We start from the raw sequence: 24,705 nt of genomic DNA, 5'->3' as shown, positions 1-24,705 counted from the left end.
GAACACCGTGTCCGCAGCACCCACCGGCACCGCGCCGGGACAGTCACGGAAGGCGTCGCTCGCGGCGCTGGTCGGCACCGTGCTGGAGTGGTACGACTTCATCGTCTACGGCACCGCCGCGGCCATCGTGCTGAACACGCAGTTCTTCCCATCGCACGACCCGCTCCTCGGCACGCTGGCGGCGTTCGCCACCTACGCCGTCGGCTTCCTCGCCCGGCCGGTGGGCGGCCTCGTGCTCGGCCGGCTCGGGGACCGCGTCGGGCGGCGGCGGATGCTCGTGCTGACCCTCGTCCTCATGGGCGCGTCCACCACCGCGATCGGCCTGCTCCCCACCTACGCCCAGGTCGGGGTCCTGGCACCGATCCTGCTGGTCCTGCTTCGGCTCGTCCAGGGTTTCGGCGCCGGCGGCGAGTACGCCGGCGCCGTGGTGCTGTCGGTGGAGCACGCCCGCCCGGACCGTCGCGGCTTCGCCGGCTCGGCCGCGCCGCTCGGCTACGCGGTCGCGACCCTGCTCGGCAACGGCGTGTTCTCCCTGTTCCTGTTGCTGCCCGCGGATCAGTTCGCGTCCTGGGGCTGGCGGCTGCCTTTCCTGCTCGGCGCGCTGTGCCTGGTCGTCGGCTATCTCATCCGGCGCACCGTCGAGGAGCCGCCGGTCTTCCGGAACACCAGGACGGACCCGTCGGCCGGGATCTTCGCCGCGATCCGCCGGCACCCGCGCAGCTTCTTCATCGTCGTCGGCACCCGCATGGGCGAGAACGGCTTCGCCTACCTGCTCCCGGTTTTCGGGGTCGCCTACGTGGCCACGACGCTGGGTCTCGGCCGGTCGCTCGGGCTCGGGGCGGTCATGATCGCCTCAGCGGTCCAGGCGGTGCTGATCCCGCTGTGCGGGCTGCTCTCCGACCGCGTCGGGCGCAAGCCCGTCTACCTGATCGGCATCATCGGCTCCGTGTGCTGGATGGTCCCGTTCTTCCTGCTCACCGACACCCGCTCGGTGGGTTGGGTGATCCTGGCCTTCGTGCTCGGGCTCGGTGTGTTCTACCCGGCGATGCTCGCTCCGCAGGCCGCTTGGTACGCGGAGCTGTTCGACACCGAGTTCCGCATGTCGGGGTTCGCGTTCTCCCGCGAGGTCGGCTCGGTCCTGGCCGGCGGCCTGGCCCCCTTCATCGCCACCGCGCTGTACGCGTGGGCCGGGCACTGGTGGCCCATCCTCGTCTATATGGCGGCGATGGCGGCACTGACCGTCGTGGCACTGGCGCTGGGCCCGGAGACGGCCCGCAACCGGATCGGCCAGGAACAAGCGGTCCGCGTGCCCGAGACCCGATGACTCGGCGCGGCTCCACCTTTGCCTTGCCCTCACCGTGAAATCGGGTCGACCGCCGCCCAGGGGTCGACGGGGACCACACGGACGCTGCGGCCCAGCTCGTCGACGATGCGTCCGTGCACCTTCACCTGCTGGAGCACCACCCGGCGGTCGACGACCGCCGCCGTCGGGTGGTCCCGCACGATGCGCGCCAGCAGCTCGTCGAGGTGCTCCAGCGAGTGCAGGCTGACGACCAGGGCCAGGTTCGCCGGCCCCGGCACCCCCGAGCAGTGCCGCGTCTCCGGCAGCGCCCCCAGCGCCCGGCCGACCGCCGGGAGATCGCCGTCGGGCACCGACAGCCACAGGAACGCCATCGTGCCCCAGCCGGTGAGCGGGCGTGCGACGTCGCAGCGGAAGGTGATGTCCCCGTTGCGGTGCAGCCGGTCCAGCCGGCGCCTGACGGCCTGCGGCGAGACGCCCAGCTCCGCCGCCAGATCCTGGTAGGAACGCCGCCCGTCGTGGCCCAGTGCCAGGAACAGCCGCCGATCCCCTTCGCCGAACGGGCGGATCCGCTCCGGTGGCGGCCCGGCCGGTTCCCGCACCTGCTCGGTCCGGACCCGGTTGATCACGCCCAGCCGCCACACCACACCGCCGAACAGCCCGCTGTAGAGGTGGGAGTGCAGCGTCGTGACGTCGGCGGGGACCGGCAGGGAACGCACCAGCACGTCGGCGATGGCCGCCAGCGAAGGCGCGAGGACCAGGGCGAACACCTGGAACCGGCCGGTGGTCACACCCACCGTGCTCACGTGCGGCAGCTCGGCCAGTTCGAGCGCGACGGCCCGCGCGGTGCCCGGCCGGCACGAAAGTTCCAGTATCGCCCCGCGCATCTGCCGGTCGCTCAGTGCGACCGTCACCCAAGCCGTGCCGTCGTCGACCAGCCGCTGCCAGCGCCGCGCCAGCGTGATCGGCGCCAGCTCCAGCGCGTCGGCCAGGCTCGACCAGCTGGCTCGCGGGTTGAGCTGCAGGGCGTCGACCAGCGCGAGATCCGTCTCGTCCAGCACGTCAGGCCGCCCAAGCGTCCCGATCGAACATTTCCAGGGTGATCATCGGCTGTTTCCCACCTTTTCGGCGCCGGGATCAACGATCTCCCGCACAGTACCGGGAATCGAACGACCACGAGGAGTCCGCATGGCCATCGAGAACGAGGGCGCGGCACCGCCGACCGTCGCGCCGCCGGAGCTCTACCGCCGGATCGGGTGGCGCATCCTGCCGCTGCTCGTCATCTGCTACCTGTTCGCGTACATCGACCGGGTCAACATCGGCTTCGCCAAGCTGCAGATGGCCGAGGACGTCGGCATCGGCGAATCGGTCTTCGGCCTGGCGGCAGGGATCTTCTTCCTCGGGTACGTGCTGTTCGAGGTGCCCAGCAACCTGCTGCTGCGCCGGATCGGCACCCGCAAAACGCTTTTCCGCATCATGCTGCTCTGGGGGATCACCTCGGCGGCCATGCTGTTCGTGCACGACGCGACCAGCTTCTACGTCCTGCGCTTCCTGCTCGGGGTGTTCGAAGCCGGGTTCGCGCCGGGCATCATCTTCTACCTGACGTACTGGTACCCGCGGGCGCGCATGGGCGCGGCGATGTCCGTGCTGATGATCCCCGGCCCGCTGGGCTCCATGCTCGGCGGACCGGTGTCCTCGCTGGTCATCAGCGGACTCGACGGTTCCGCCGGCCTGGCGGGCTGGCAGTGGATGTTCCTCGTCGAGGGGCTGCCCTGCGTCGTGCTGGCCTTCGTCGTCCTGAAGGTCCTGCCGAACGGCCCCGGCGACGCCCGCTGGCTCACTCCCGGCGAGCGCTCGCTGCTCGCCCGGGATCTGGCCGGCTCGCACGAGAGCGGGGAGCACCGCTTCCGGAAAGTGCTCACCGACCCGCGGGTCTACGGTCTCGCGTTCGGCTACTTCTGCCTGATCAGCGGCCTTTACGGCGTCAGCTTCTGGCTGCCGACGATCCTCTCGGAGAACGGCATCCGGTCCGTCGTCGCGATCGGCCTGTGGTCCGCGGTGCCCTACGCGGCCGCGCTGATGCTGATGCGGGTGCTGGCCCGGCACTCCGACGCCACGGGCGAGCGCCGACGGCACACGGTCGTGCCGACCGTCGTCGCCGCGGCGGGCATGGCTGTCGCCGCCGTCACCGGCTCGACCTTCGGCGTCTCGATGATCGCCCTGATCGTGGCGACCGCCTGCATGTGGGGCGCCTACACCGTGTTCTGGTCCGTGCCTGCCACCTTCCTCAAGGGCGACGCGGCCGCGGGTGGCATCGCGTTCATCAACAGCATCGGCCTGCTCGGCGGGTTCTTCAGCCCCACGCTGATCGGCTACGTGAAGGAAGCCACGGGCAGCACCGAGGCCGGCCTGCTCACGCTCGTCGGGCTGCTCGTGGCCGGCGCGGTCTCCCTGGCGGTCACGCGGGTGCGGACGGAGCCCGGCCGGACCGCCCCGGTCGCGAACGGTGCGGAGGTGGCCCGATGACGGACGGCACGCCGAGGATCCTGGTCGCCGGGTTCCAGCACGAGACCAACACGTTCGCGCCCACACCGGCTTCGTACGGCAATTTCGCGAACGGCGAGGGCTTCCCCGCCCTGCGCCGTGGCGACGGAGTGCTCGAACTGGAGCCGGTCAACCTGCCGGTCGGCGGGTTCCTCGGGCAGGCCCGGGCCCGCGGCTGGGAGGTGCTGCCCGTGATCTGGGCGGCCGCCAGCCCGTCCGGGCCGGTCACCACCGGCACGTTCGAGCGCATCGCCGGCGAGATCGTCGACGCCGTGCGCGTCAGCCGCCCGGACGCGGTCTACCTCGACCTGCACGGCGCCATGGTCACCGAGCACCACGACGACGGCGAGGGCGAGCTGCTGGCCAGGGTCCGCGCCGCGGCCGGGCCCGGCGTGCCGGTGGTCGCGAGCCTGGACCTGCACGCCAACATGTCGGCCCGGATGTTCGACGCCGCCGACGCGCTGGTCTGCTACCGCACCTACCCGCACATCGACATGGCCGCGACGGGGGCGCGGGCCGCCGGTCTGCTCGCCCGGCTGCTCGACGGCGAACGGCTCCGGCTCGCGTGGCGCCGGGTGCCGTTCCTGATCCCGATCAACGCGGGATGCACCGACCTGGAGCCCGCCCGGTCTGTTTACGGCGGTCTGGCAGCCCTCGGCGGAGACCGCACGACGGTGTCGTTCGCCGCCGGGTTCCCCGCGGCCGACATCCCGGACTGCGGACCGGTGGTGTGGGCGTACGGCACCGGCCCGGTCGAGGAGATCGTCGACCGGCTGTACGGCGAAGTGACCCGGGACGAGCAGAAATGGCGGGTCGCGCTGCTCGACCCCTCCGACGCGGTGGCCGCCGGCCTCGAGACCGAGGGCGCCGGCCCGGTCGTCATCGCCGACACGCAGGACAACCCCGGCGCCGGCGGCTCGGGTCGCACCACCGGGCTCCTCCGCGCCCTCCTCGCGGCCGGCACCGACGAGCCCCTCGCGCTCGGGCTCATCCCCGATCCCGCGGCCGCCGCCACGGCCACCGAGGCGGGTATCGGCGCCACGGTGGACCTCGCGATCGGCGGTGATCCCGCGGTTCCCGGGGACGAACCGGTGCGGGGCCGGTTCGTCGTCGAGGCGCTGTCGGACGGACGCTGCCGCTTCGACGGGCCGATGCTGCACGGCACCGAGGTCGACCTCGGTCCCGCCACGTGCCTGCGCTCCGGGTCCGTGCGGGTGGCGGTGACGACCGGGCGCTCCCAGGTGTTCGACCGCAACCTGTTCCGGATGGTCGGCATCGTCCCGGAGGACCAGCGGCTCCTCGTGGTGAAGAGCTCGGTGCACTTCCGCGGGGACTTCGAGCCGATCGCCCGGAAGATCCTGGTCGCCCGCTCCCCCGGCCTCCTCGCGGCCGATCCCGCCGACCTCGGCTGGCGACGGCTGCCGGCATCGGTCCGCGTGACCCCCGGTGGGTGACGAGGCCTGCCGCGGCTGTCGTGAGTGGCAAGTCGGGTTAGAACCCTACTTGCCACTCACGACCGCGGTGGTGCGGTCGGCCCGCACCCCCGCACTCGCCTGCCGCAGCAGCGCGATGGCCGCCTCCGACGGTGAGCCGGCGGGCGTCGTGCACACCACGACGGACTGCCCCGGCGAACGCGCGAGGACGAGGGTCTGCTGCGTAACCGTCACCGTGCCGACGACCGGATGACGCAGCTCGTAGGTGTCCGCGTCGCACGGCGTCACCCGGTGGTCGCCCCACAACGAAACGAATTCCGGGCTCTTCATCGTCAGCTCGCCGATCAGCTCGGTGAGCAGCCGGTCCTCCGGGTAACGGCCGACGGCGATCCTCAGGTTGCCCACGACCGCACGCACCTTGCGCCGCCAGTCGCCGTAGAGCTCCCGGCAGTGCGGGTCCAGGAACAGCATCCGGCTCATGTTCGGCCGGCGCGCGGGGTCCTCCGGGCTCAGCGGGTCGACGTGGCCGGCGAGCAGCGCGTGGCCGAGCGGGTTCCACGCCAGCACGTCCGTGCGCCGGCCGAGAACGAGCGCCGGGACGCCGTCGAAGGAGCGCAGCAGGTCCCGCGTCTCGTCGGCGAGCTTCTCGGGCCGGGGCCTGCGCGCCTGCGGTACGCGGCGAGCGGCATCGGCGAGGCGTTGCAGGTGGTCCCGCTCGTGGTCGTCGAGCCGCAGGGCGCGGGCGATCGCGTCGAGCACCTCCGCCGAGGCGCCACGGGACAGGCCCTGTTCGAGCCGGGTGTAGTAGGACACGCTGACCCCCGCCAGCTGCGCCAGCTCCTCCCGGCGCAGCCCCGCCACGCGCCGGCGCGGCCCGAGGTCGTGGAGCCCCACGTCTTCCGGGCGCAGCCGTGCCCGCCGTGCTTGCAGGAAGTCGCCGAGCGGGCCTGGTCCGTCCATGACTCCACTATCCACGCCGGCGGCAGCGCCCAGCCACACCCTGCCGGGGGTAGGACAAGGCGGGGCTGGCCGGCGCGCGCGGCCGCGATCAGGCTCGACGGGGTCAGGGCGGCTGCCCGCGACTCACGAGGAGTGATCATGGATCAGATCAAGCTGGGCGACGTCACCGTCACCCGCGTCAAGGAGTACTACGGCTCCGTCGAGATGACCCCCGCGGAGTTCTTCCCCGACAGCCCCGACAGCGCCTGGGACGAGCACCGGAGCTGGCTCGCGCCGGACTTCCTGGACGCCGGCACCGGCGAATGCCGATCGGCCATCCAGTCCTGGCTGCTGCGCAGCGAAGGCCGCACCATCCTCGTCGACACCGGCGTCGGCAACCACAAGGACCGCCCCTACGCGCCCGTCTGGAACCGGCTGGACACGAACTACCTGGACAACCTCGCCGCCGCCGGGGTCCGGCCCGAAGACGTCGACGTCGTGATCAACACCCACCTGCACATCGACCACGTGGGCTGGAACACCCACCTCGACGGCCGGACCTGGGTGCCGACCTTCCCGAACGCCACGTACCTGATGACGCGGCAGGACTTCGACTTCTGGAACCCGGCCAACAACCACGAACCGGTGCTGGGCCGCGGCAACCAGAACGTCTTCGAGGACAGCGTCGCCCCGGTGCACGAGGCCGGGCTGACCCACCTGTGGGACGGCTCGTACCGGATCGACCGGAACCTCCGGCTGGATCTCGCGCCCGGCCACACCCCCGGGTCGTCCGTGCTGACCCTGGAGTCGGGCGGCGACCGCGCGCTGTTCGTCGGCGATCTGGTGCACACCCCGCTGCAGCTCGTGGAGCCGGAGACGAACTCCTGCTTCTGCGAGGACCCGGCCGAGGCCCGGGCGACCCGCCACAAGCTCCTCGGCCGCGCGGCCGAGGACAACGCGCTGGTCTTCCCCGCGCACCTCGCCGGCCAGGGCGGCGCCGAGGTCGAGCGCGACGGGTCGAAGTTCGCCATCAAGGAGTGGGCGGGCTTCTCCCGCATCGCGTGAATCCTGTCCCGCAGCAACCAGAGAGGAAGCGTTTTCCGTGCCCCAGCAGGCAAATCCGATCGTCGAGACCCCGGCGGGCGCCGTGCGCGGTGTTCGTGACCGCTTCGGCGAGCTCTACCGCGCCATCCCGTACGCGGCGGCACCCACGGGCGCGGGACGGTTCGCGCCACCGGCGTCCCACCCGGGCTGGTCCGGTGTCCGGGACGGCACCGCACCGTCGCCGACCGCGCCGCAGCCCGCACGGGACTTCGGCAGGCTCGACATGATCCCCTACTTCGGCCCGGGCTGGGTGCGCGGCGAGGAGTACCTGACCGTCGACGTCCGCACGCCCGGCACCGGCGGCGGGAAGCGGCCGGTCATGGTCTTCGTGCACGGCGGCGGGTTCGTCACCGGCTCCACCCGTGCCGCCCTCTACGACGGCCGCGCGTTCGCCCGCGACGGCGTGGTGCTGGTGACGGTGAACTACCGCCTCGGCATCCCCGGCTTCCTCGACCTGGACGGCGCCCCCGCCAACCGCGGGCTGCTCGACGTCCTCGCCGCACTCGGCTGGGTGCGGGACACGATCGCCGCGTTCGGCGGCGATCCCGGCAACGTCACGGTGTTCGGCCAGTCCGCGGGCGCCACCCTCACCGGGGCTCTGCTGGCGACGCCGGAAGCCAAGGGGCTGTTCCGGCACGCGATCGTCCAGAGCGGCAGCGGCACCGGCGCCTTCACCCCCGAGCAGGCGCAGCGGGTCACGGCCGCGGCCGCGCGGGCACTGGGCGTGCCGCCCACCGCGGCGGCCTTCGCCGAGATCCCGGACGAGCGGTTCCTCGAGGTCCTGCCGGAGCTCGCGGGCATCGACCTGCGAACCCCGACGGCCACGGACCCGCTCGTCGGGCTGAGCCCGTTCTCCCTGGTCCTGCCCGTGCAACCGGCCGACGCACTGGCGGAGGGGCCGGCTGGAGAGGTCGACCTGCTCATCGGCACCAACACCGAGGAGGGTCACCTCTACCTGGTACCGCAGGGCAAGCTGGAATCGTCCACGGACGACGACGTGCTCGCCGTCGCGGCGAAGGTGGGCGCGGATCCCGCCGCCGTCGTCGCGGCCCGGCCGGGGGCGACCCCGGGCGAGCTGCGCTCCGCGGTGCTGGGCGAAGGCCTCTTCGGGGCCGGCACCGCGCGGCTGACCGAGGCCCACGCCCGGCTGTCCGGTGGCCGCACCCACGCCTACTCGTTCGGCTACCGCTCGACGGCGTTGGACGGGCGGCTGGGCGCCACCCACACGGTCGAACTGCCCTTCGTCTTCGACATCGCCGATGAACCGTGGCTGCACGGCGACACCGGTCTGCTCGGTCCCGACCCGGTGCCTGCCGGGCTCGCGGCCCGCGTGCACGGCGCCTGGGTCGCCTTCGCGACCCACGGCGCCCCCGGCTGGGCCGCGTACGACCCGCGGCGGCCCCAGGCGGAAGTCCTGGTTGGCTGAGAGATCCCCATCAGGAGCAATCGATTGCGCCGGTAGACTCACCGGCATGCCCACGCTCCAGGACGTCGCCGACGCGGCCGGGGTTTCCCGCTCCGTGGCGTCGCGGGTGCTCACCGGCGACTCGCGCGCCCGGGTCAGCGAGGCCACCCGCACCCGGGTCCGCGAAGCCGCCGAAGCTCTGCAGTACGTACCAAGCCACCGGGCGCGCGCTTTGCGCTTCCGGCGCTCCGGCGCCGTCGGCCTGATCGTCCCGGACGTCACCAACGCCGTCTTCGCGGACATGGTCGGGGGTGTGCAGGACCGCGCCCGGGAAGCCGGGATGTCGGTGCTGCTCGGTCAGGTCGACCCGCCGCCGTCCGGACACGGGCACCTGCGCGAACTGGTCGCCGAGGGCCGGGTCGACGGCGTGCTGCTGCAACGTCGCGAGGACCTCGACGACGCCGCCCTCGCCGAGGTGCTCGGCGACGACGTCCCCGTCGTGCTGATCAACTCCCGGCTGCCGGACCGGTCCGGTTCGGTGGTCCTCGACGACGTCGCCGGCGCCCGGCTGGCGACCCGCCACCTGATCGAGCTCGGCCACGAGCGCATCGGCCACCTCGCCGGCGTACCGCACCACGACACCGCGGTCCGCCGCCACCAGGGCTACCTCGAGACGATGGCCGAAGCCGGGCTCACGATCGAGCTGGAGTGGGTGGTGCGGGCGGGCTGGGAGGCGGCCGCCGGAGCGGAGGCTGCCAGCCGGATCCTCGGCGCGCCGCGGCGGCCGACCGCCCTCGTCGTGTCCAGTGTGAACGCGGCGGTCGGCGCGGTTTCCGCGCTGGGCCGGGCCGGCGTCCGGGTACCCGACGACATGTCCGTCGTGACCGTGCTGGACACCTGGGTCGCGCAGGCCTGGAACCCGGCACTGACCACGGTGCGGCTGCCGCTGCGGGAACTCGGTCGCGCGGCGTGCGGAGTGCTGATCGAGCACCTCGGCGGCACACCGCTGCGCGATCTCGTGGTGGCCGACCCGGCGCCGCGGCTGGTGCTGCGGGAGTCGACCCGCGCACTCTGACCCCGCCCAGGAACGGCCCGGCGACCACGCGCGGCCGCGAACCCGTTGCGGTACCGGCGAGACCGGACGCGCGGAGTGCCGATCGAACACCTCGGCGGCACACCCCTGCACGACCTCGTGGCAGCCGACCCCACGCCACAGCCAGTACTGCGCGAGTCGCCCCGCGCACCCTGACCCCGCCCGAGAACGGCCTGGCGGCCACGCGCGGCCGCGGCCGCGAACCCGTCGTGGTACCGGCGAAATCGGACGCGCGGAGTGCCGATCGAACACCTCGGCGGCACACCCCTGCACGACCTCGTGGCAGCCGACCCCACGCCACAGCCAGTACTGCGCGAGTCGCCCCGCACACCCTGACCCCGCCCGAGAACGGCCGGGCGACCACGCGCGGCCGCGACCGCGAACCCGTCGTGGTACCGGCGGGATCGGTCGCGCCGACCCCGCCGGCTGCTGTACCGGATCAGCGTCCGGTGAACCTCGGCGTGCGCTTCTCGACGAAGGCCGTGATGCCCTCGCGGCCGTCCGCGGACGCGAACAGCTCCCCCAGCGCCTCGCGTTCGCGGCGGAAGCCCGGGCCGCCGGAGCCTTCGAGTCCACAGTGGACGGCCGCAAGGACCGTGTCCCGGATGGCGGCCACGGCCAGCGGCGCCCGCCCGGCGAGCAGGTCCGCGACCTCCAGCGCCCACGGGACCAGCTCGTCCCCCTCGCACAGGTGGGTCACGATACCGACCGCCTCGGCGGCCACGGCGCCCAGGCGGTCGCCGGACATCATGAGCCAGCGGGCCCGGGTCGGGCCGACGTGCCACGTCAGCCGCTGGGTGCCACCCCAGCCCGGCAGCAGCCCGAGGGTGACCTCGGGCAGGCCGAACGCGGCACCACGTTCGGCAACCACCACGTCGCACGCCAGCACGAGCTCGAACCCCCCGCCGAGGGCCAGGCCGCGCACCGCCGCCACCACGGGTACGCGGCACCGCGCGATCCGGTCGCACAAAGCGTTGCAGCGCTTGGTGAAAGCGGCGAACTCGTCGTGGTCCGCGCCCGCGTAGAAGGCGATGTCCGCGCCCGCGGCGAATGCCTTGCCGGAACCGGTGAGCACCACCGCCCGCACGTTCGGGTCGGCCTCGATCTCGTCGAGCGCGACAGTCAGCGCGTCGACGGTGGCGTGGTCGATCGCGTTGTACTTCGCCGGCCGGTTCAAGGTGAGGACCGCGACGGCGCCGCGGCGCTCGACGAGCACCGGCCCGGCCGTGCCGTCAGGACTGGGCACCGAACGCACCCCCCGCTACCAAGGCATCGACGTCGGCCGGGCTGCAGCCGAGCTCGCCGAGCACCTCCCGGGTGTGCTCGCCCAGTGCCGGTGGCACCCGGCGCAGCCCCGGGCGCTCCCCGCCGTAGCGGATCGGGTGGGCGGGCACGCGGACGTCACCGGCCTCCGGGTGCGGGATGGTCAGGATCGTCTCGTTGTGCCGGACCTGCGGATCGGTGGCCACGTCGTCGAAGTCGTGGACTGGCGCGTGCCAGACCCGGAACTCGGTGAACCGCTCGATCCAGTACGCCGTCGGGTGTTCGGCGAGCAGCGCGGCGACCCGCACGTTGACCTCCTCGCGGCGCGCGTACTCGTCGGCGGGGGCGACGCCGGTGAACCACGGGTCGTCGAGCACCTTCGCCAGGAGGTCGGTGCCCGTTAGCGAGATCGTCAGGTACCCGTCGGCGGTGGCGAAGACGCCATACGGCGCCTTGTAGAACCGCGACGAAACGCCGGACGGGCTTCGCTCGCCGCGAAACCCGTTGAGGTGGTAGGAAAGCGGCTCGACCTGCAGGTCCAAGGCCGCGCTGAGCAGGTTGCTCTCCACCCGGGTGCCTTCGCCGGTCCGCGCCCGGCCGTGCAACGCGGCCAGGATCCCGAGCGCCCCGAGCGCCGCGCCGTGGGCGTCGACCACGGAGGCGCCGACCGGGGTCGGCGGCCCGCCCGCGGCCCCGGTCGCCGCGGCGAGGCCGGACAGCGATTGGACCAGGACGTCCTGCCCCGGCCGGTCCTTGTAGGGGCCTTCGGACCCGTAGCCGGAGAGCGAGCAGTAGACCAGCCGCGGGTTGGTGGTCCGCAGCTCCTCGTAGCCGAGCCCGAGCCGGTCCATCACGCCCGGCCGGAAGCTTTCGATCAGGACGTCGGCGCCGTCCAGAAGCCGGCGCAGCACCCGGCGCCCGTCGTCGGACTTGAGGTCGACGACCATGCTGCGCGCGTTGCGGTTCGCGAGCAGGAAGAACACCGAGACGCCGCCGACGAACGCGTCGGGCCCCGACCAGCCACGCTCGAAGGCGCCTTGCGGCGGCTCGATCTTGATCACGTCCGCACCCAGGTCCCCGAGGATCTGGGTGGCGGAGGGGCCCTGCAGGAAGTGCGTGAAGCTCACGACTCTGGTTCCGGAAAGCATGTGCCGCACGCTACGTCCGCGGCGGCTCCCCGGTCAAGATGCGCAATCGATTGTTCCTCTGTGAACAATCGGTTGCGCACCACGGCCTCGATGTGCTTCGATCCTCCGCGTCCCGGTAGGACATCGACAAAGGAGTCGTCCCCGATGCCGAGCACCGAAACCGCGGCCGCACCCCCGTTGACCGGACCCCGCAAGGTCGTGGCCGCGTCCATGGCGGGCACGGTCGCCGAGTGGTACGAGTTCCTGCTGTACTCCGCGTCGTCGGCCCTGGTCTTCGGCACCGTCTTCTTCCCGGACAACGGGAATCCGCTCGACGGTGTCATCAACGCCCTGCTGGTCTACGCCGTCGGCTTCGTCGCCCGCCCGCTCGGCGGGATCGTCTTCGGGCACTTCGGCGACCGGATCGGCCGGAAGAAGCTCCTTCAGCTGAGCCTGCTGCTGGTCGGCGCCGCCACCTTCCTGATCGGCTGCGTGCCCACCTACTCGAGCATCGGCTTCTGGGCGCCGACGATCCTGGTGGTGTTGCGCTTCGTGCAGGGCTTCGCGGTCGGCGGCGAATGGGGCGGCGCGGTCCTGCTCGTCGGCGAGCACAGCCCGGACGCCCGGCGCGCCTACTGGTCGAGCTGGCCCCAAGCCGGCCTGCCGCTCGGCAACCTGCTCGCCACGATCGTCCTGCTGACCTTGTCGTTCTCCCTCACCGAAAGCGCGTTCGCCGCCTGGGGCTGGCGAACGGCGTTCTGGGCGTCGGCGATCGTCGTCCTGATCGGCTACTACATCCGGACCCAGGTGGAGGAAGCGCCGATCTTCCTCGAATCGTTGAAGCGGGCGAAGGAGCGCGAGCCGGAGCGCTCGTCCGTCATCGAGGTCCTGCGGCGCTACCCGCGCGGCGTGCTGATCTCGATGGGGGCGCGGGTCGCCGAGAACATCCTCTACCAGGTCGTGGTGACCTTCTCGATCACCTACCTGGCGCTGCGCGTCGGCAGCAGCACCACGGACATCCTGCTGCTCCTGGTGGTCGCCCACGTCGTGCACCTGGCGATCGTGCCGTGGTTCGGGCACCTCGCGGACCGGTTCGGGCGCCGCCCGGTCTACCTCACCGGCTCGGTCCTGATGATCGGCTGGGGTTTCGCGGGATTCCCGTTGATGGACACCGGAAACCCGGGCCTGATCGTGCTGGCGCTCGTCCTCGGCGTTGTCGTGCACGGACTGATGTACGCACCCCAGCCGGCGATGATGGCCGAACTGTTCCCGACGCGGATGCGCTACGCCGGCGTCTCCCTCGCCTATCAGACGACGTCGATCTTCGCCGGGTCCCTCGCCCCGTTCATCACCGCCAGCCTGCTCAAGGCCTACGGTTCTGCGGTCCCGATCGCGGTCTACCTGGCCGGTGCCGCCGTGATCTCGACGGTCGCTGTGCTGGCCGCCAGGGAGACGCGGGGCATCTCCCTGTCCGCGCTGGACGACGTGGACGAGAGGCACTCGGCCGCAGCTGACTGAAAGCCGGCCGGACAGGGCGTCGTCCTCGACTTCACCGTCGATCAACGCCTGCGTGACAGGGCCGCTGCCTGGAAGGGCCTGCGCTACGCGGCCGGGCCGGTGAGCAAAGACCTCGGTTTCGGCGCCCTGCTGGTCCGGCCCGACGGCGTCGTCGCCTGGACCAGCGACCACGACCCCGGCTCCGAGGCGCTCGGGCGCGCGGCGAAACGCTGGTTCGGCGAACCCGAGTCCTGACCGGATCGCCCGGAACGACCAGCACCCGGCGCGCCACCGCACCCCGCCTTCGCTGATCCGCTTCGCGGAAAGGAAACGCTTCTACGAGGCCATCGTGCGGCCTGGCGGCCGGGACTTCGCCACCATCAAGGAACTGGCCGACGAGCATGGCACTGCACCGGATGCATCAGCTGACCGGGCTGGACGTCGCGACGATCAACATCGCCGATCCTGATCGCCGACGGCCCGGCCCGTGTCGTGGTCGTGGCCACCAACAACGGCACCGACACCTCGCTGATGCGGGACATCTCGCTCGATCGCGCGGGTGGCACTCGCACAGGAGACCACACAGAGCTGCTCGCCCACCCAGTACTGCAACGGCAGTCAGGTGAGTGTTCGAGTCTGGCGCCGCGCCGCGCCGAGCCGCTGACCGCGCGGTGTTTGCCAGTCTGGCAAGTTGGTTTGACGCTTTCCCGCCGCGCGCGGTTAGTGTCGATTCATGATCGAAGAACGCGTGGAAACCGCCTATGAGGCATGGCGGAATGGCCGCTGGGACGAGATCGCCGGAACTCTCGGAAAGGCCGGGGTCGTTCAGCTCGCGACGATCACCGGTGCGGCTCAGACGGTCGAGGGCATGCCAGGACGCTGGGACGCGAACGGCTCGGACGGGCTGCAGTTCACCACTGCGGAGGCGAACGGGGTGACGCTGGACGGCCGTCCGGTGAACGGCACGGTCACGCTGGCCGCCGGCAGCAGTCTGCGGTTGCCGGGGAACCGCATGGTGGCCGTCGCCGGGGGTGGGGGATCTACGGGCTAACCGTGTGGGACCCCGCCGTTCCCTCGCTGGCGCGGCTGCGGGAGATCGCGGTGTACCCAGTGGATCCGGCGTATGTCGTCGAGGCGGAGTACCGGCGGACGCCAGGGCGGGAAGTGGAGATCGAGCGACTGACCGATCCGCCCGGCACGCATGTCCTGCCGGCACCGGCCGAGCTGGTGTTCGACCTGGCGGGGCAGCGGCACTCGCTGACGGTGATCGAAACGTTCCCCGGCAACCCGCTGGTGGTGTTCACCGATTCCACCAGCGGCATCGAAACCCCGGAGATCGGCAGATGGGTCATGCTGCCGCCGGTGGAGGGCGACACCGTCCGCATCGACTTCAACCAGGCCGTGCTTCCCCTGCACGTCTTCTCGCACGCCTTCCCGTGCCCGCTGCCGCCGGCGGGCAACCACCTTCCGGTGCCCGTACCGGCGGGTGAGCGCGGACCTGTTTACGGAGATCCGAAAGGAAAACGTGAGGACATGAGCACCGACATCAAGGACACCGCGGTCCGCTACCTGCGACGGCTGGAAGAGGGTGACTACGCCGGGATGCGCGCGCTGTGCACGGACACCGCGACCGTCTGGCACAACGACGGCAAGGGCGAGCAGAGCATCGACGAGAACCTCGCGATGCTCAAGGACGGACCCGCGGCGGACGCGTCACTGCGTTACGACATCACCCGCCAGCTCGCCGAGGCGGACGAGGTACTCCAGCAGCACGTCCTGCACATCAGCAACGCCGGCGGGCCGCTCGGCGAGGTACAGGCGGCGATGTACTTCCGCTTCAAGGACGGACTCATCGACCGGATCGAGGAGTACGCCACCTTCATCCCGGCCGCCGGCTGACGCCGGGATGAAGGTGGTGATCGTGGGTGGGGTGGCCGGTGGGATGTCGGCGGCCACCCGCCTGCGCAGACTCGACGAGAACGCCGAGATCGTCGTGGTGGAGAAGGGCGAGCACGTTTCGTTCGCGAACTGCGGGCTGCCCTACTACATCGGTGGCGTGATCGGTGCACGGTCGGCGCTGCTGCCGCGGAGTCCGGAAGGGCTGTGGGAGAGGTTCGCGCTCGACGTGCGAGTACGCCACGAGGTGCTGGCGATCGACCGGACCGCCCGCACGGTCACGGTCCGGAATCACCGGTCCGGAGTGGACTACGTGGAGCACTGGGACCACCTCGTCCTCAGCATGGGCGCGGAGGCGGTGGTGCCGTCCGTGCCTGGTGTGGAACGGGCACGGGTACTGCGGGACGTCGCCGACGCCGACACCATCTTCCGGGCGGCCGAGCACGCCCGTACCGCCGTGGTGATCGGCGCCGGGTTCATCGGGCTGGAGATGGCCGAGAACCTCCACACCAAAGGCCTGTCGGTCGCACTGGTCGAGCAGGCCGGACAGGTGCTGCCCCCGCTGGATCCGGAGATGGCGCAGCCAGTGGCGGCACACCTGCGTGCTCATGGTGTCGCGGTGCGGCTGGGCGCGCGGGTGGACCGAATCGGTCCGGACACCGTGGTGCTCGGCGACGGCTCCGCCGTGCCCGCCGACCTCGTTGTCATGGCCGCCGGGGTGCGGCCGCGAGGTGACCTGGCCAGGGCCGCCGGCCTGGCGCTCGGTCCGGGAGGCGGGATCGTGGTGGACGCCTCGTTGCGCACCAGTGATCCACGCATCCACGCGGTCGGTGATGTCGCCGAAAAGGTCGACGCGGTGTCGGGGAAGCCTGTGCTGATCCCGCTGGCCGGTCCCGCCAACCGGCAGGGCCGGCTGGCGGCGGATTCCATCGTGGGCAGCCCGGTGCGCGACACCGACGGTCACGGCACCGCGGTGGTCGGCGTGCTCGGACTGACTGCCGCGGTCACCGGCTGGAACGAGAAACGGCTACGAACCGCCGGACGCGCGTATCGGGTCGTCCACATCCACCCGCCGGCCCACGCCTCCTATTACCCGGGGGCCGCCCCGCTGTCGCTGAAGTTGCTCATCGACGCGGGCACGGACGGGATCCTCGGTGCGCAGGCCGTGGGAACCGAGGGGGCGGCCAGGCGCATCGACGTGCTCGCCACCGCCATGGCAGGCGGGCTGCGCGCGTCGGATCTGCTCGGGCTCGACCTGGCCTACGCGCCGCAATACGGTTCGGCCAAGGATCCGGTGAACATGCTGGGATATGTCGCCGACAACCTCGCGTCCGTGACCACGGCCACCGTGCAGTGGCACGAACTGGACGCGGCGCGGGCCGCCGGTGCGACACTCCTCGATGTTCGAACACCGGACGAGTTCGCCGCGGGCGCGATCCCCGGCGCGATCAACGTGCCTCTGGACCGGTTGCGGCAGAGCATGGCCGGCCTGCCACCCGGGCGGTTGATCGTGTACTGCCACGCCGGGCAGCGTGGCCACACGGCCACGCGCGTGCTGAGCGCCCACGGTCGGGACGTCGCCAACCTCGACGGTGGTTTCCTGACGTGGCAAGCCGGTGTCGGATCGGCGTCGATGTCACCGAACGCGCCGAGGCTGTGAATCATCCGATTTCCGGGGCCGCGCCCGGATGTGGGCACGCTCGCCCTGTTTGCCGAACAGGCTGAGGAACTCGACGGACTCGGTGCCGGCGGCGCCGAACCAGTGGGGGGTGTGCGTGTCGAACTCGGCTACTTCGCCGGGCGCCAGGACGAGATCGTGCTCACCGAGCACCAATCGCAGGTGTCCATTGAGGACATACAGCCATTCGTAACCTTCGTGGGTCTGCGGGGCGGGTTGCTTCGGGCGGGCGGTGGCCGAGAGGACGAACTTGTACGACTGGATGCCACCGGGGCGCCGGGTGAGCGGCAGGACCGTCATCCCGCCTTGGCACCTGATCGGCCGCAGGTGCAGGCGTGGGTCGCCCGTGGGTGGCGCACTGACCAGCTCGTCGAGGGTGACGCCGTGCGCCTTGGCCAGCGGCAGCAACTGTTCCAGGGTCGGGCGGCGGTTGCCCGATTCCAGCCGGGACAGCGTGCTCACCGAAATGCCGGTGGCCGCGGACAACTGGACCAGTGTCGTACCCCGGTCCCGCCGCAGCGCGCGTAGCCGGAGTCCTACGGCGTCGAGTGCTTCTTCGAAGTCGGCCATGCGTCCAATTTGCCAGTTCGGCAAGTGTATTTGCAACCGTAGGGGCGTGAGGGTGATGGTGGCCGTGGAGGTGATCAACGGTGACTGACGAGCGGGAAGACAGCTACGACGTGGTGGTCGTCGGCGGGGGTGCTGCCGGCCTGGGTGCGGCACTGACGCTGGCCCGGGTTCGGCGGTCGGTGGTGGTGGTCGACGGGGGCACGCCACGGAACACTCCGGCGACCGGGGTGCACGGGCTGCTGGCGCTGGACGGGCTACCGCCCGCAGAACTGCTGGCACGGGGCCGCGAGGAGGTGCGCGGCTACGGGGGCGAGGTGGTGTCCGGCGTGGTCGGCACCGTGACCCGGCGAGACGAGGTGTTCGTGGCGACGCTCGCCGACGGCAGGGCCGTCCGCGGCCGGCGGTTGCTGGCGGCCACGGGGCTGACCGACGAGCTGCCGGACATCCCGGGACTGTGGCAGCGATGGGGGCGCGACGTGCTGCACTGCCCGTACTGCCACGGCTGGGAGGTCCGTGACCAGGCGATCGGCGTGCTGGCCACGGGGCCGATGTCGGTGCACCAGGCGTTGCTGTTCCGCCAGCTCAGCGACGATGTCACGTTCTTCGCTCGTGGCAGTGCGCCGGCCGGGGAACAGGCGCGCCAGCTGGTCGCGCGGGGCATCCACGTCGTGGAAGGCGACGTCGCCGCGCTGGAGATCACCGGCGACCGCCTGGCCGGTGTCCGGTTGGCCGATGGCACGGTCGTCGAACGCGAGGTGGTCGCCGTCTCGCCGAGGATGGTGGCCCGCGCCGGGTTCCTCGCCGGGGTCGGGTTGTACCCGACGGCGCATCCGATGGGCGAGTACGTCGCGGTCGACGCGGCCGGGCGGACCGAGGTGCCCGGCGTGTGGGCGGCGGGCAACGTCACCGACCTGGCTGCCCAGGTCGGCGCCGCGGCCGCGGCCGGGGCGGCGGCGGCCGCACAGATCAACGCCGACCTGGTCGCCGAGGACACCCGCCTCGCGGCCGGCGACCTGGAGAGGACCCAGCGCTGATGAGCACTGCTTCGAAGCCGAGCTCACTGGACTCCACCCTGCTCAAGGTGGTGGCCGTCGTGGTGGTGGGCTCGGTGATGACCACTTTGGACATGACCGTCGTCAATGTCGCACTGCAGCCGTTGACCCTGCGGTTCCAGACCTCTTTGGACACGATTCAGTGGGTGGCGACCGGATACCTGCTGGCGCTGGGCATGGCCATCCCGGTGACCGGCTGGGCCGGCGACCGGTTCGGCACCAAACGCCTGTTCATGCTGTCGATCGTGTTGTTCGTGCTCGGCTCGGCGCTGGCCGGCGCCGCGTGGGATGTCGGCTCGCTGATCATCTTCCGCGTCGTGCAGGGCCTCGGTGGCGGGATATTGATGCCTGCCGGCCTGACGATCGTGACCAGAGCGGCGGGACCGCATCGCATCGGCAGGGTCATGGCCGGCCTCGGCGTGCCCCTGCTGCTCGGCCCCATCGCGGGTCCGGTCCTGGGCGGGTGGCTGGTCGACGTCGCCGGTTGGCGCTGGCTGTTCTTCGTCAACGCCCCCATCGGGGTGGTCGCCGTCCTGCTCGCCTGGCGGTTCCTGCCCAGGGACGAGCCGCGCCCGGCGGAACGGTTCGACTTCCCCGGCATGCTGATGCTGTCCCCGGGCTCGGCGGCGCTGATCTACGGGATCTCCACCATCCCGCACCGCGGCGGGGTCACCGCGACGAGCGTGTGGCTTCCCGTGGTGCTCGGCCTGGTGCTGATCGCCGGTTTCCTGGTGCGCGCGGCGAAGATCACCAACCCGCTGGTCGACCTCTCCCTGTTCCGCAACCGGGCTTTCCGCACGGCGATGGGAACGCTCAGCCTTTTTCAGATCTCGTTCCTGGGAACCATGATGGTCGTGCCGACCTACTTCATGCTCGTGCGGGGCGAGAGCGCCCTCACGGCCGGCCTGATGGTGGCGCCCCAGGGTGTCGGTGCGCTGCTGACGATGCCGGTCGCGGGTCGGCTCGTCGACCGGGTAGGCCCGCGGAAGGTGGTTATCCCGGGCTTGGTACTGATCGCTGTGAGCTTCGCGCTGCTCACCCAGGTCGGCGCCAGCACCCCGTACTGGACGCTCCTGCTCACCGTGTTCGTCACGGGGCTGGGCATGGGCATGACATTGATGCCCATCAATTCGGCGGCCCTGCAGATGGTGCCGCCGACCCTGGCCTCCAGGGCGTCCGCCCTTCTCAATATCGTCCTGCAGACAGCGGGCGCGATCGGCGCCGCTGTCGTCTCGATCATTCTTGCGAGCCGGCTGGCGGACCGATTCGGCGTCCCGGCCAGTGCGGGGCAGCTCACCGCGACAGCCGCACTCGCCGACCCGGCTACGCACGAAGCGGCGGCAGCGGCCAGTGGGGGCGCGTTCGCGTCCACATTCGCCTGGACGCTGCTTCTGGTACTGCTGTGCCTCCTGCCCGCGGCCTTCCTGCCGAACCGGGCAGCGCCGCCGTCCCAGGACCGTGACCCCGCCGCGGCCGTTCACCGGTAGACCGCGGCGGGAGTTCGGCACGTCATCGAGTCGGTCGAGGAGGGTCGAAAGCGGCCCAGTTGTGCAGCTCGTAGCCCTCCCCCGACCTGCGCACCTCGGCGGCACCCCGCCCGGGGAAATGCGCCGGTACGACCAAAGCCCCGGTTTCGGCGGCCTCGCCGAGCAGCCGGAAACGCGTTGCCCGCGCTTCCGCCTGGTCTTCGCAGAAGCAGCTGTTGGCCGCCGGCTCCGCCACCTGGACCGGGCTGTGCAGGAGGTCTCCGACGAAGAACGCCCGGTCCGTGCCGGACTTCAGCTTGAGCACCGACGATCCGGGCGTGTGCCCGGGCGCCGGTGCCAGCGTGAGGTTTCCGTCGATCCGGTAGCTGTCCTCCCACAACGTCGCGAGCCCCTGCTCGAGGATCGGTGCGACGCTGTCGGCGAAGACGAGGTGGCTGCCCCGGCGGCGCAGGCGGTCGGCGTCGGTGTGCACCGGGGGACGGCGGTGTTCGTTCTCGGGGTCGAAGTAGTCGCGGTCGACGCGCGGAATGAGGTAGCGGGCGTTGGGGAACGTCGGTGCCCACTCCTCGTTGTCCCACCGGGTGTTCCAGCCGACGTGGTCGTAGTGGACGTGGGTGTTCACCACCAGGTCGACGTCCTCGGGCTCGACACCGGCCCGGCGGAGGTTTTCCAGGAACGGGGTCTCGAGGTGGTCGAACTGCGGGATTTGCGGGCGTTCCCGGTCGTTCCCCGCACCGGTGTCGACGACGATCGTGCGCCCTTTGCTGCGCAACACCCAGCTCTGGATCGCACAGTGGTACGCGTCGTCGTCCGGATCGCGGAACTCCGGGGCCAGTGCCGCGCGGCCTTCCGGGGTGCTGTCGGGCACGAAGTCGCTCACCGTCCTGATCGACCCGCTCCACTCCACCACCCGGGTCACCGTCACGTCTCCCAGCTGGATCGTGTCGCCGCTCATGCGCCGACCACCGCCAGCGGGCGGATCGGCGCTCCGGTGGCACCCACCACGTTGAGCGGTGCGCCGATGAAGAGGAATTCCGCGGTGCCGGCGGACGCCAGCGTCTCGGACAGGGTTTCCAAAGCCATCACCTCGATCAGGTTGATGCCGTGTTCGTGCAGGAGAAGCCGGTGGACCGGCAGCGGAGCGGGTCCGGGGCCGGGCGGGCGGTGTTCGAGGGCGATGGTGTCGGCACCGACGGCGGCAACGCCGTGTCCGGCAAGCCATTCCGCGGCACCGAGATCGATGCCGGGTACCCCGGAATCGTCACCGACGTAGGACGGCGAGTCGTGCCAGAGCTGTGCCCACCCCGTCCGGATCAGCGCCACGTCACCGGGTTTCGGCTCGGGCCCGGCCACGAGGTCCGCCACCCCCACGGCCGTGCCCGGGTCCAGCCGCGTGACCTTCCGGCTGCGTGGCACGTCGTACAGCACCCCACGGCAGACGAGGGGCCGCACCTGGTCGATACCGTGACTGCGGTAGCGGCCCGCGTGCATCGCTTCCGCGACCGGCACACCACCGTGGAGCTTGCCGTCCACGGCCACGTGGCTCACCGCGTCCATGTGGGTACCGACGTGCCCGCCCAGCACCATGATTTCGTGCGAACCGGTGAATCCGCCGGGATAGGCGACGTCACCGTGCCGGTGGCGCAGCGCGAACTCGAAGGGCGGGTGGGTGGGCGACGCGGGCATCCCGACTTCGAACGGGTGCGCGAGATCGACGACCGTGACGCCGTCAGCCAGCATTTCGAGCGGTGTCATGATCTTCAGCCTTCCTCATGCTCTCGGGAGCCGCCTGGTGAAGGGTGGCCAGGTCGGCCCCGCGTCCTTCGCGGAGCGTCAGCACGGTCGCCGCCGACACCAGCAGGAGCAGGACGACGTAACCGGTGAAGAACGCCGGCCCGAACGTCTCGCCGACCCACGTCTGCAGGTAGGGCGCTGTGCCCCCGAAGGCGGCCACCGCCACCGAATACGGCACGGCCAGCCCGGCTGTGCGGATGCGCGTCGGGAACAGCTCCGCGTAGGCCGCCGGCAGGATCGAAACCCCGGCTCCGATGAAGACCATCGCGATCGACATCGCGATCCCCAGCTGGACGGCGTCCCCGAGATCGAGCGCCTGGAGCGGGAACAACGTCGCGGCGGTGCCCAGGTGGCTGATCAGCATCACGGGCCGCCGCCCGATCCGGTCCGAAAGCGCACCCCAGAACGGCAGCACCGCGATGAGCACGAGGCTGGACAGCACCCCCGTCAGCAGGGCGGAACTCGAGTCGAGGTGCCGTGCCGTGATGGCGTAAGCGGGTGCCGCGATGACCCATGCGTAGTAGACGACGGTCGGTCCGACCGACATGCCGATCACCTGCAGGGCCGCGCGGCGGTGGCGGAGCAGGTCGGGCCAGAACGGTTGCTTCGGCGCCCTTTCCCGCTCCTTGACGAACACTTCGGACTCGGCGAGCGATCGCCGGACCCACAACGCCACCACCCCCAGCACCCCGCCGGCGACGAACGGGATCCGCCAGCCGTAGCCGAGCATTTCCTCGTGCGTCAACGTCACCGACAGCACCAGCCCGAGCAGTACGCCGACCGCATTGCCCCCTACGCTCGCGATGTAGATGAGGCTCGACCAGAGGCCCCGGCGACGGGCGGGCGCTTCTTCCGCCAGGTACGTCTGGGCCGACGGGAGTTCTCCGCCCGTGGCGAGTCCCTGGATCACCCGGCAGGCCAGCAGGATCACCGAAGCACCCACGCCGGCGGTGGCGTAGGTCGGCGCGACACCGATGAGCAGGCTGGCGACCGCCATGCCGCCGACGGTGAGGCTCATCATCGGGCGGCGGCCGACCCGGTCGGACAGCCGGCCCACGAGCAGGCCGCCGAGCGGCCGGGCCACGAAGCCCACCGCGAAGACCGCGAGTCCGGAAAGGACCGCCGACCCCGGCGCGCCACCGGGGAAGAACTGACCGGCGAAGAACGGGACGAAGATCGTGTAGATGCCCCAGTCGTACCACTCGAGCGCGTGGCCGAGGCAGATGCCGAGCATGGTGCGGCCGGTACCGGCCGGTGAACTCGTCGTCATCGTGAACGCTCCGGGATCTCGGTGGGCGCGGCGGATCGGGGACGGCGCAACGCAAGCTCCGCGAGGAGGGCCGCGCCGAGGGGAAGCACCGCTTCGTCGAAGATCGCCCGTCCGCTGTGGTTGAACGGCGCCGTGTCCGGATCGGCGCCACGGGGCAACGCGCCCAGTGCGATGAACGCACCGGGCACCTCGCCCAAGACCCGCGAGAAGTCCTCCGACCCGGTGAACGGGTGCTCCAGCCGGCTCAGCCTGCTCTCCCCGAAGACCTCGGAGATCGTCTGCCCGGCGAACGCGGCCTCGCCGGGATCGTTGACCGTGGCCGGGCGCTCACGGTCGAACCGGACGTCGACCTCGAGCCCGTGCGCCGCGGCGATGCCCTCGACCAGCCGCCGGGCTTCGGCGCCGACGCGGACCGCGGCCGCGTCGGAGAACGTGCGCACCGTCGCCTCGAACCGGGCCGTCGGCGGGATGACATTGCGCCGCGTCCCCGCCTCGACGACACCGACGGTGAGGACGACCGGGTCGAACACGTCCACCCGGCGGGTCACCAGTGCCTGCAACGCCGTGATCATCTCGGCGGTGACCGGCACCGGATCCCGGGCCAGGTGCGGGGTGGCGGCATGACCGCCGCGGCCCGACACGGTGACGTCGAGACTCGAGGACGAGGCCAGCACCACACCCGGCCGGAGGTGGAAACCCTGGGGCAGCGTCGAGAAGACGTGCAGGGCGTAAGCGGCGCCGACGCGCTCCCCCGCGGCGTCGAGCACCCCCTCCTCGAGCATCGCCCTGGCGCCTTCCCAGCCCTCCTCCCCCGGCTGGAACATCAGGACGACGTCGTTCGCCAGCTCCGCCCGGCGGGTGGCCAGCAGGCGGGCCGCGCCCACCAGCATGGCGGTGTGCAGGTCGTGCCCGCACGCGTGGGCCGCACCCGGCACGGTGGAGGCGAACGCCAGCCCGGTCTCCTCCTGGACCGGCACCGCGTCCATGTCCCCGCGCAGCAGGACCGGCGGCCGGCCGGACCGGGCACCGCTCGCGCGCAGCACCGCCGTGACGGACGTGGTCGCCCGGCCCGTCGAGATCTCCAGCGGCAGGCCGTCGAGGGCGTCCAGCACCGCGTCCTGCGTGCGCGGCAGCCGCAGACCGAGCTCCGGCTGGGAGTGCAGCAACCGCCGAAGCCGGACGACTTCGGCACGCATGGCGTGCGCGTCGTCGAGCAGGGTCATTTCGTCCTCCGTGCGTCCGAGAGGAGCGAG

Annotated in this window: 21 protein-coding genes and 1 pseudogene; 13 read left to right on the top strand and 9 right to left on the bottom strand. The window is 71.6% G+C overall.

The window, feature by feature from the left end; translation table 11 throughout:
* The first annotated feature begins 7 nt into the window (after positions 1–7).
* Positions 8–1,324 carry an MFS transporter gene (locus EIY87_RS31150; RefSeq protein ID WP_125313373.1) on the top strand — a complete coding sequence of 439 codons (1,317 nt, stop codon included), beginning with the start codon at positions 8–10 and terminating at the stop codon, positions 1,322–1,324.
* A gap of 29 nt (positions 1,325–1,353) precedes the next feature.
* Here EIY87_RS31150 and EIY87_RS31145 read toward each other — a convergent pair whose 3' ends face one another.
* Positions 1,354–2,361: an Lrp/AsnC family transcriptional regulator gene (locus EIY87_RS31145; protein WP_125313372.1), complete on the bottom strand. Its 1,008-nt coding sequence runs from the start codon at positions 2,359–2,361 to the stop codon at positions 1,354–1,356.
* Positions 2,362–2,488: 127 nt separating this feature from the next.
* Between EIY87_RS31145 and EIY87_RS31140 the strand changes: the two genes are divergently transcribed.
* Positions 2,489–3,826, top strand: a complete 1,338-nt coding sequence (locus EIY87_RS31140) for an MFS transporter (RefSeq protein ID WP_125313371.1) — start codon at positions 2,489–2,491, stop codon at positions 3,824–3,826.
* On the top strand, positions 3,823–5,298 hold the full coding sequence (locus EIY87_RS31135) for a M81 family metallopeptidase (protein ID WP_125313370.1): 1,476 nt from the start codon (positions 3,823–3,825) through the stop codon (positions 5,296–5,298). Before EIY87_RS31140 ends, EIY87_RS31135 begins: the two co-directional genes overlap by 4 nt.
* Positions 5,299–5,343: 45 nt before the next feature.
* On the opposite strand, the gene EIY87_RS31130 is transcribed toward EIY87_RS31135, so the two are convergent.
* Positions 5,344–6,237 (bottom strand): helix-turn-helix domain-containing protein, encoded by an 894-nt coding sequence (locus tag EIY87_RS31130; RefSeq protein ID WP_125313369.1) that lies wholly within the window; start codon positions 6,235–6,237, stop codon positions 5,344–5,346.
* 138 nt (positions 6,238–6,375) lie between these two features.
* Between EIY87_RS31130 and EIY87_RS31125 the strand changes: the two genes are divergently transcribed.
* The 3 genes from EIY87_RS31125 to EIY87_RS31115 are packed head-to-tail and all read left to right on the top strand — an operon-like array spanning position 6,376 to position 9,800.
* Positions 6,376–7,281 (top strand): MBL fold metallo-hydrolase, encoded by a 906-nt coding sequence (locus EIY87_RS31125; RefSeq protein WP_125313368.1) that lies wholly within the window; start codon positions 6,376–6,378, stop codon positions 7,279–7,281.
* Between the two features lie 37 nt (positions 7,282–7,318).
* Positions 7,319–8,746 carry a carboxylesterase/lipase family protein gene (locus EIY87_RS31120; RefSeq protein WP_125313367.1) on the top strand — a complete coding sequence of 476 codons (1,428 nt, stop codon included), beginning with the start codon at positions 7,319–7,321 and terminating at the stop codon, positions 8,744–8,746.
* Positions 8,747–8,792: 46 nt separating this feature from the next.
* Positions 8,793–9,800 (top strand): LacI family DNA-binding transcriptional regulator, encoded by a 1,008-nt coding sequence (locus tag EIY87_RS31115; RefSeq protein WP_125313366.1) that lies wholly within the window; start codon positions 8,793–8,795, stop codon positions 9,798–9,800.
* A 457-nt stretch (positions 9,801–10,257) separates the two neighbouring features.
* On the opposite strand, the gene EIY87_RS31110 is transcribed toward EIY87_RS31115, so the two are convergent.
* Positions 10,258–11,064: an enoyl-CoA hydratase/isomerase family protein gene (locus tag EIY87_RS31110; RefSeq protein ID WP_125313365.1), complete on the bottom strand. Its 807-nt coding sequence runs from the start codon at positions 11,062–11,064 to the stop codon at positions 10,258–10,260.
* A complete protein-coding gene (locus EIY87_RS31105; protein WP_125313364.1) occupies positions 11,051–12,229 on the bottom strand; it encodes a CaiB/BaiF CoA transferase family protein in 1,179 nt (392 codons plus the stop codon). The genes EIY87_RS31110 and EIY87_RS31105 overlap by 14 nt, the downstream gene beginning before the upstream one ends.
* A gap of 144 nt (positions 12,230–12,373) precedes the next feature.
* Here EIY87_RS31105 and EIY87_RS31100 point away from each other — a divergent pair, with 144 nt between their 5' ends.
* The 5 genes and pseudogenes from EIY87_RS31100 (at position 12,374) to EIY87_RS31090 (ending at position 17,261) form a co-directional block, all read left to right on the top strand.
* Positions 12,374–13,726 (top strand): MFS transporter, encoded by a 1,353-nt coding sequence (locus EIY87_RS31100; protein ID WP_125313363.1) that lies wholly within the window; start codon positions 12,374–12,376, stop codon positions 13,724–13,726.
* A gap of 21 nt (positions 13,727–13,747) precedes the next feature.
* Positions 13,748–13,960 (top strand): annotated as a pseudogene (locus tag EIY87_RS49315) (aromatic-ring hydroxylase C-terminal domain-containing protein); the annotation flags it as partial.
* A 478-nt stretch (positions 13,961–14,438) separates the two neighbouring features.
* Entirely contained in the window at positions 14,439–14,756 is a 318-nt protein-coding gene (locus tag EIY87_RS47805; RefSeq protein WP_158641386.1) for a hypothetical protein, read from the top strand.
* Between the two features lie 2 nt (positions 14,757–14,758).
* Positions 14,759–15,604, top strand: a complete 846-nt coding sequence (locus EIY87_RS31095; RefSeq protein WP_158641385.1) for a DUF1684 domain-containing protein — start codon at positions 14,759–14,761, stop codon at positions 15,602–15,604.
* Between the two features lie 7 nt (positions 15,605–15,611).
* The gene (locus EIY87_RS31090) at positions 15,612–17,261 is read left to right on the top strand and encodes an FAD-dependent oxidoreductase (RefSeq protein WP_125313361.1); all 1,650 of its coding nucleotides are present in this window, start codon (positions 15,612–15,614) and stop codon (positions 17,259–17,261) included.
* On the opposite strand, the gene EIY87_RS31085 is transcribed toward EIY87_RS31090, so the two are convergent.
* Positions 17,238–17,849, bottom strand: a complete 612-nt coding sequence (locus tag EIY87_RS31085; protein ID WP_125313360.1) for a helix-turn-helix domain-containing protein — start codon at positions 17,847–17,849, stop codon at positions 17,238–17,240. The genes EIY87_RS31090 and EIY87_RS31085 overlap by 24 nt on opposite strands.
* A gap of 80 nt (positions 17,850–17,929) precedes the next feature.
* Between EIY87_RS31085 and EIY87_RS31080 the strand changes: the two genes are divergently transcribed.
* Together EIY87_RS31080 and EIY87_RS31075 are read left to right on the top strand one after the other, a co-directional pair.
* Positions 17,930–18,883: an NAD(P)/FAD-dependent oxidoreductase gene (locus EIY87_RS31080; protein ID WP_125313359.1), complete on the top strand. Its 954-nt coding sequence runs from the start codon at positions 17,930–17,932 to the stop codon at positions 18,881–18,883.
* The gene (locus tag EIY87_RS31075) at positions 18,883–20,388 is read left to right on the top strand and encodes a DHA2 family efflux MFS transporter permease subunit (protein WP_125313358.1); all 1,506 of its coding nucleotides are present in this window, start codon (positions 18,883–18,885) and stop codon (positions 20,386–20,388) included. The genes EIY87_RS31080 and EIY87_RS31075 overlap by 1 nt, the downstream gene beginning before the upstream one ends.
* Positions 20,389–20,410: 22 nt before the next feature.
* Here the strand turns inward: EIY87_RS31075 and EIY87_RS31070 are convergent, their stop codons facing one another.
* The 4 genes from EIY87_RS31070 to EIY87_RS31055 are packed head-to-tail and all read right to left on the bottom strand — an operon-like array spanning position 20,411 to position 24,675.
* Positions 20,411–21,343 (bottom strand): MBL fold metallo-hydrolase, encoded by a 933-nt coding sequence (locus EIY87_RS31070; protein WP_125313357.1) that lies wholly within the window; start codon positions 21,341–21,343, stop codon positions 20,411–20,413.
* The gene (locus tag EIY87_RS31065) at positions 21,340–22,143 is read right to left on the bottom strand and encodes a cyclase family protein (RefSeq protein ID WP_225440129.1); all 804 of its coding nucleotides are present in this window, start codon (positions 22,141–22,143) and stop codon (positions 21,340–21,342) included. The genes EIY87_RS31070 and EIY87_RS31065 overlap by 4 nt, the downstream gene beginning before the upstream one ends.
* Positions 22,118–23,452 carry an MFS transporter gene (locus EIY87_RS31060; RefSeq protein ID WP_125313356.1) on the bottom strand — a complete coding sequence of 445 codons (1,335 nt, stop codon included), beginning with the start codon at positions 23,450–23,452 and terminating at the stop codon, positions 22,118–22,120. The genes EIY87_RS31065 and EIY87_RS31060 overlap by 26 nt, the downstream gene beginning before the upstream one ends.
* A complete protein-coding gene (locus tag EIY87_RS31055) occupies positions 23,449–24,675 on the bottom strand; it encodes a M20 metallopeptidase family protein (protein WP_125313355.1) in 1,227 nt (408 codons plus the stop codon). The genes EIY87_RS31060 and EIY87_RS31055 overlap by 4 nt, the downstream gene beginning before the upstream one ends.
* Positions 24,676–24,705 lie beyond the last annotated feature (30 nt).

The sequence above is a fragment of the Amycolatopsis eburnea genome, from assembly GCF_003937945.1.
Taxonomy (GTDB): Bacteria; Actinomycetota; Actinomycetes; order Mycobacteriales; family Pseudonocardiaceae; genus Amycolatopsis; species Amycolatopsis eburnea.
This window is presented reverse-complemented; position numbering and strand designations above follow the sequence as displayed.

Excerpts from the sequence above, each read along its gene's own strand:
- EIY87_RS31100 (WP_125313363.1), top strand. The coding sequence starts at position 12,374 with ATGCCGAGCACCGAAACCGCGGCCGCACCCCCGTTGACCGGACCCCGC.
- EIY87_RS31105 (WP_125313364.1), bottom strand. The coding sequence starts at position 12,229 with ATGCTTTCCGGAACCAGAGTCGTGAGCTTCACGCACTTCCTGCAGGGC.
- EIY87_RS31130 (WP_125313369.1), bottom strand. The coding sequence starts at position 6,237 with ATGGACGGACCAGGCCCGCTCGGCGACTTCCTGCAAGCACGGCGGGCA.
- EIY87_RS31115 (WP_125313366.1), top strand. The coding sequence starts at position 8,793 with ATGCCCACGCTCCAGGACGTCGCCGACGCGGCCGGGGTTTCCCGCTCC.
- EIY87_RS31135 (WP_125313370.1), top strand. The coding sequence starts at position 3,823 with ATGACGGACGGCACGCCGAGGATCCTGGTCGCCGGGTTCCAGCACGAG.
- EIY87_RS31125 (WP_125313368.1), top strand. The coding sequence starts at position 6,376 with ATGGATCAGATCAAGCTGGGCGACGTCACCGTCACCCGCGTCAAGGAG.
- EIY87_RS47805 (WP_158641386.1), top strand. The coding sequence starts at position 14,439 with ATGATCGAAGAACGCGTGGAAACCGCCTATGAGGCATGGCGGAATGGC.
- EIY87_RS31140 (WP_125313371.1), top strand. The coding sequence starts at position 2,489 with ATGGCCATCGAGAACGAGGGCGCGGCACCGCCGACCGTCGCGCCGCCG.
- EIY87_RS31070 (WP_125313357.1), bottom strand. The coding sequence starts at position 21,343 with ATGAGCGGCGACACGATCCAGCTGGGAGACGTGACGGTGACCCGGGTG.
- EIY87_RS31090 (WP_125313361.1), top strand. The coding sequence starts at position 15,612 with ATGAAGGTGGTGATCGTGGGTGGGGTGGCCGGTGGGATGTCGGCGGCC.
- EIY87_RS31075 (WP_125313358.1), top strand. The coding sequence starts at position 18,883 with ATGAGCACTGCTTCGAAGCCGAGCTCACTGGACTCCACCCTGCTCAAG.
- EIY87_RS31060 (WP_125313356.1), bottom strand. The coding sequence starts at position 23,452 with ATGACGACGAGTTCACCGGCCGGTACCGGCCGCACCATGCTCGGCATC.
- EIY87_RS31055 (WP_125313355.1), bottom strand. The coding sequence starts at position 24,675 with ATGACCCTGCTCGACGACGCGCACGCCATGCGTGCCGAAGTCGTCCGG.
- EIY87_RS31085 (WP_125313360.1), bottom strand. The coding sequence starts at position 17,849 with ATGGCCGACTTCGAAGAAGCACTCGACGCCGTAGGACTCCGGCTACGC.
- EIY87_RS31065 (WP_225440129.1), bottom strand. The coding sequence starts at position 22,143 with ATGACACCGCTCGAAATGCTGGCTGACGGCGTCACGGTCGTCGATCTC.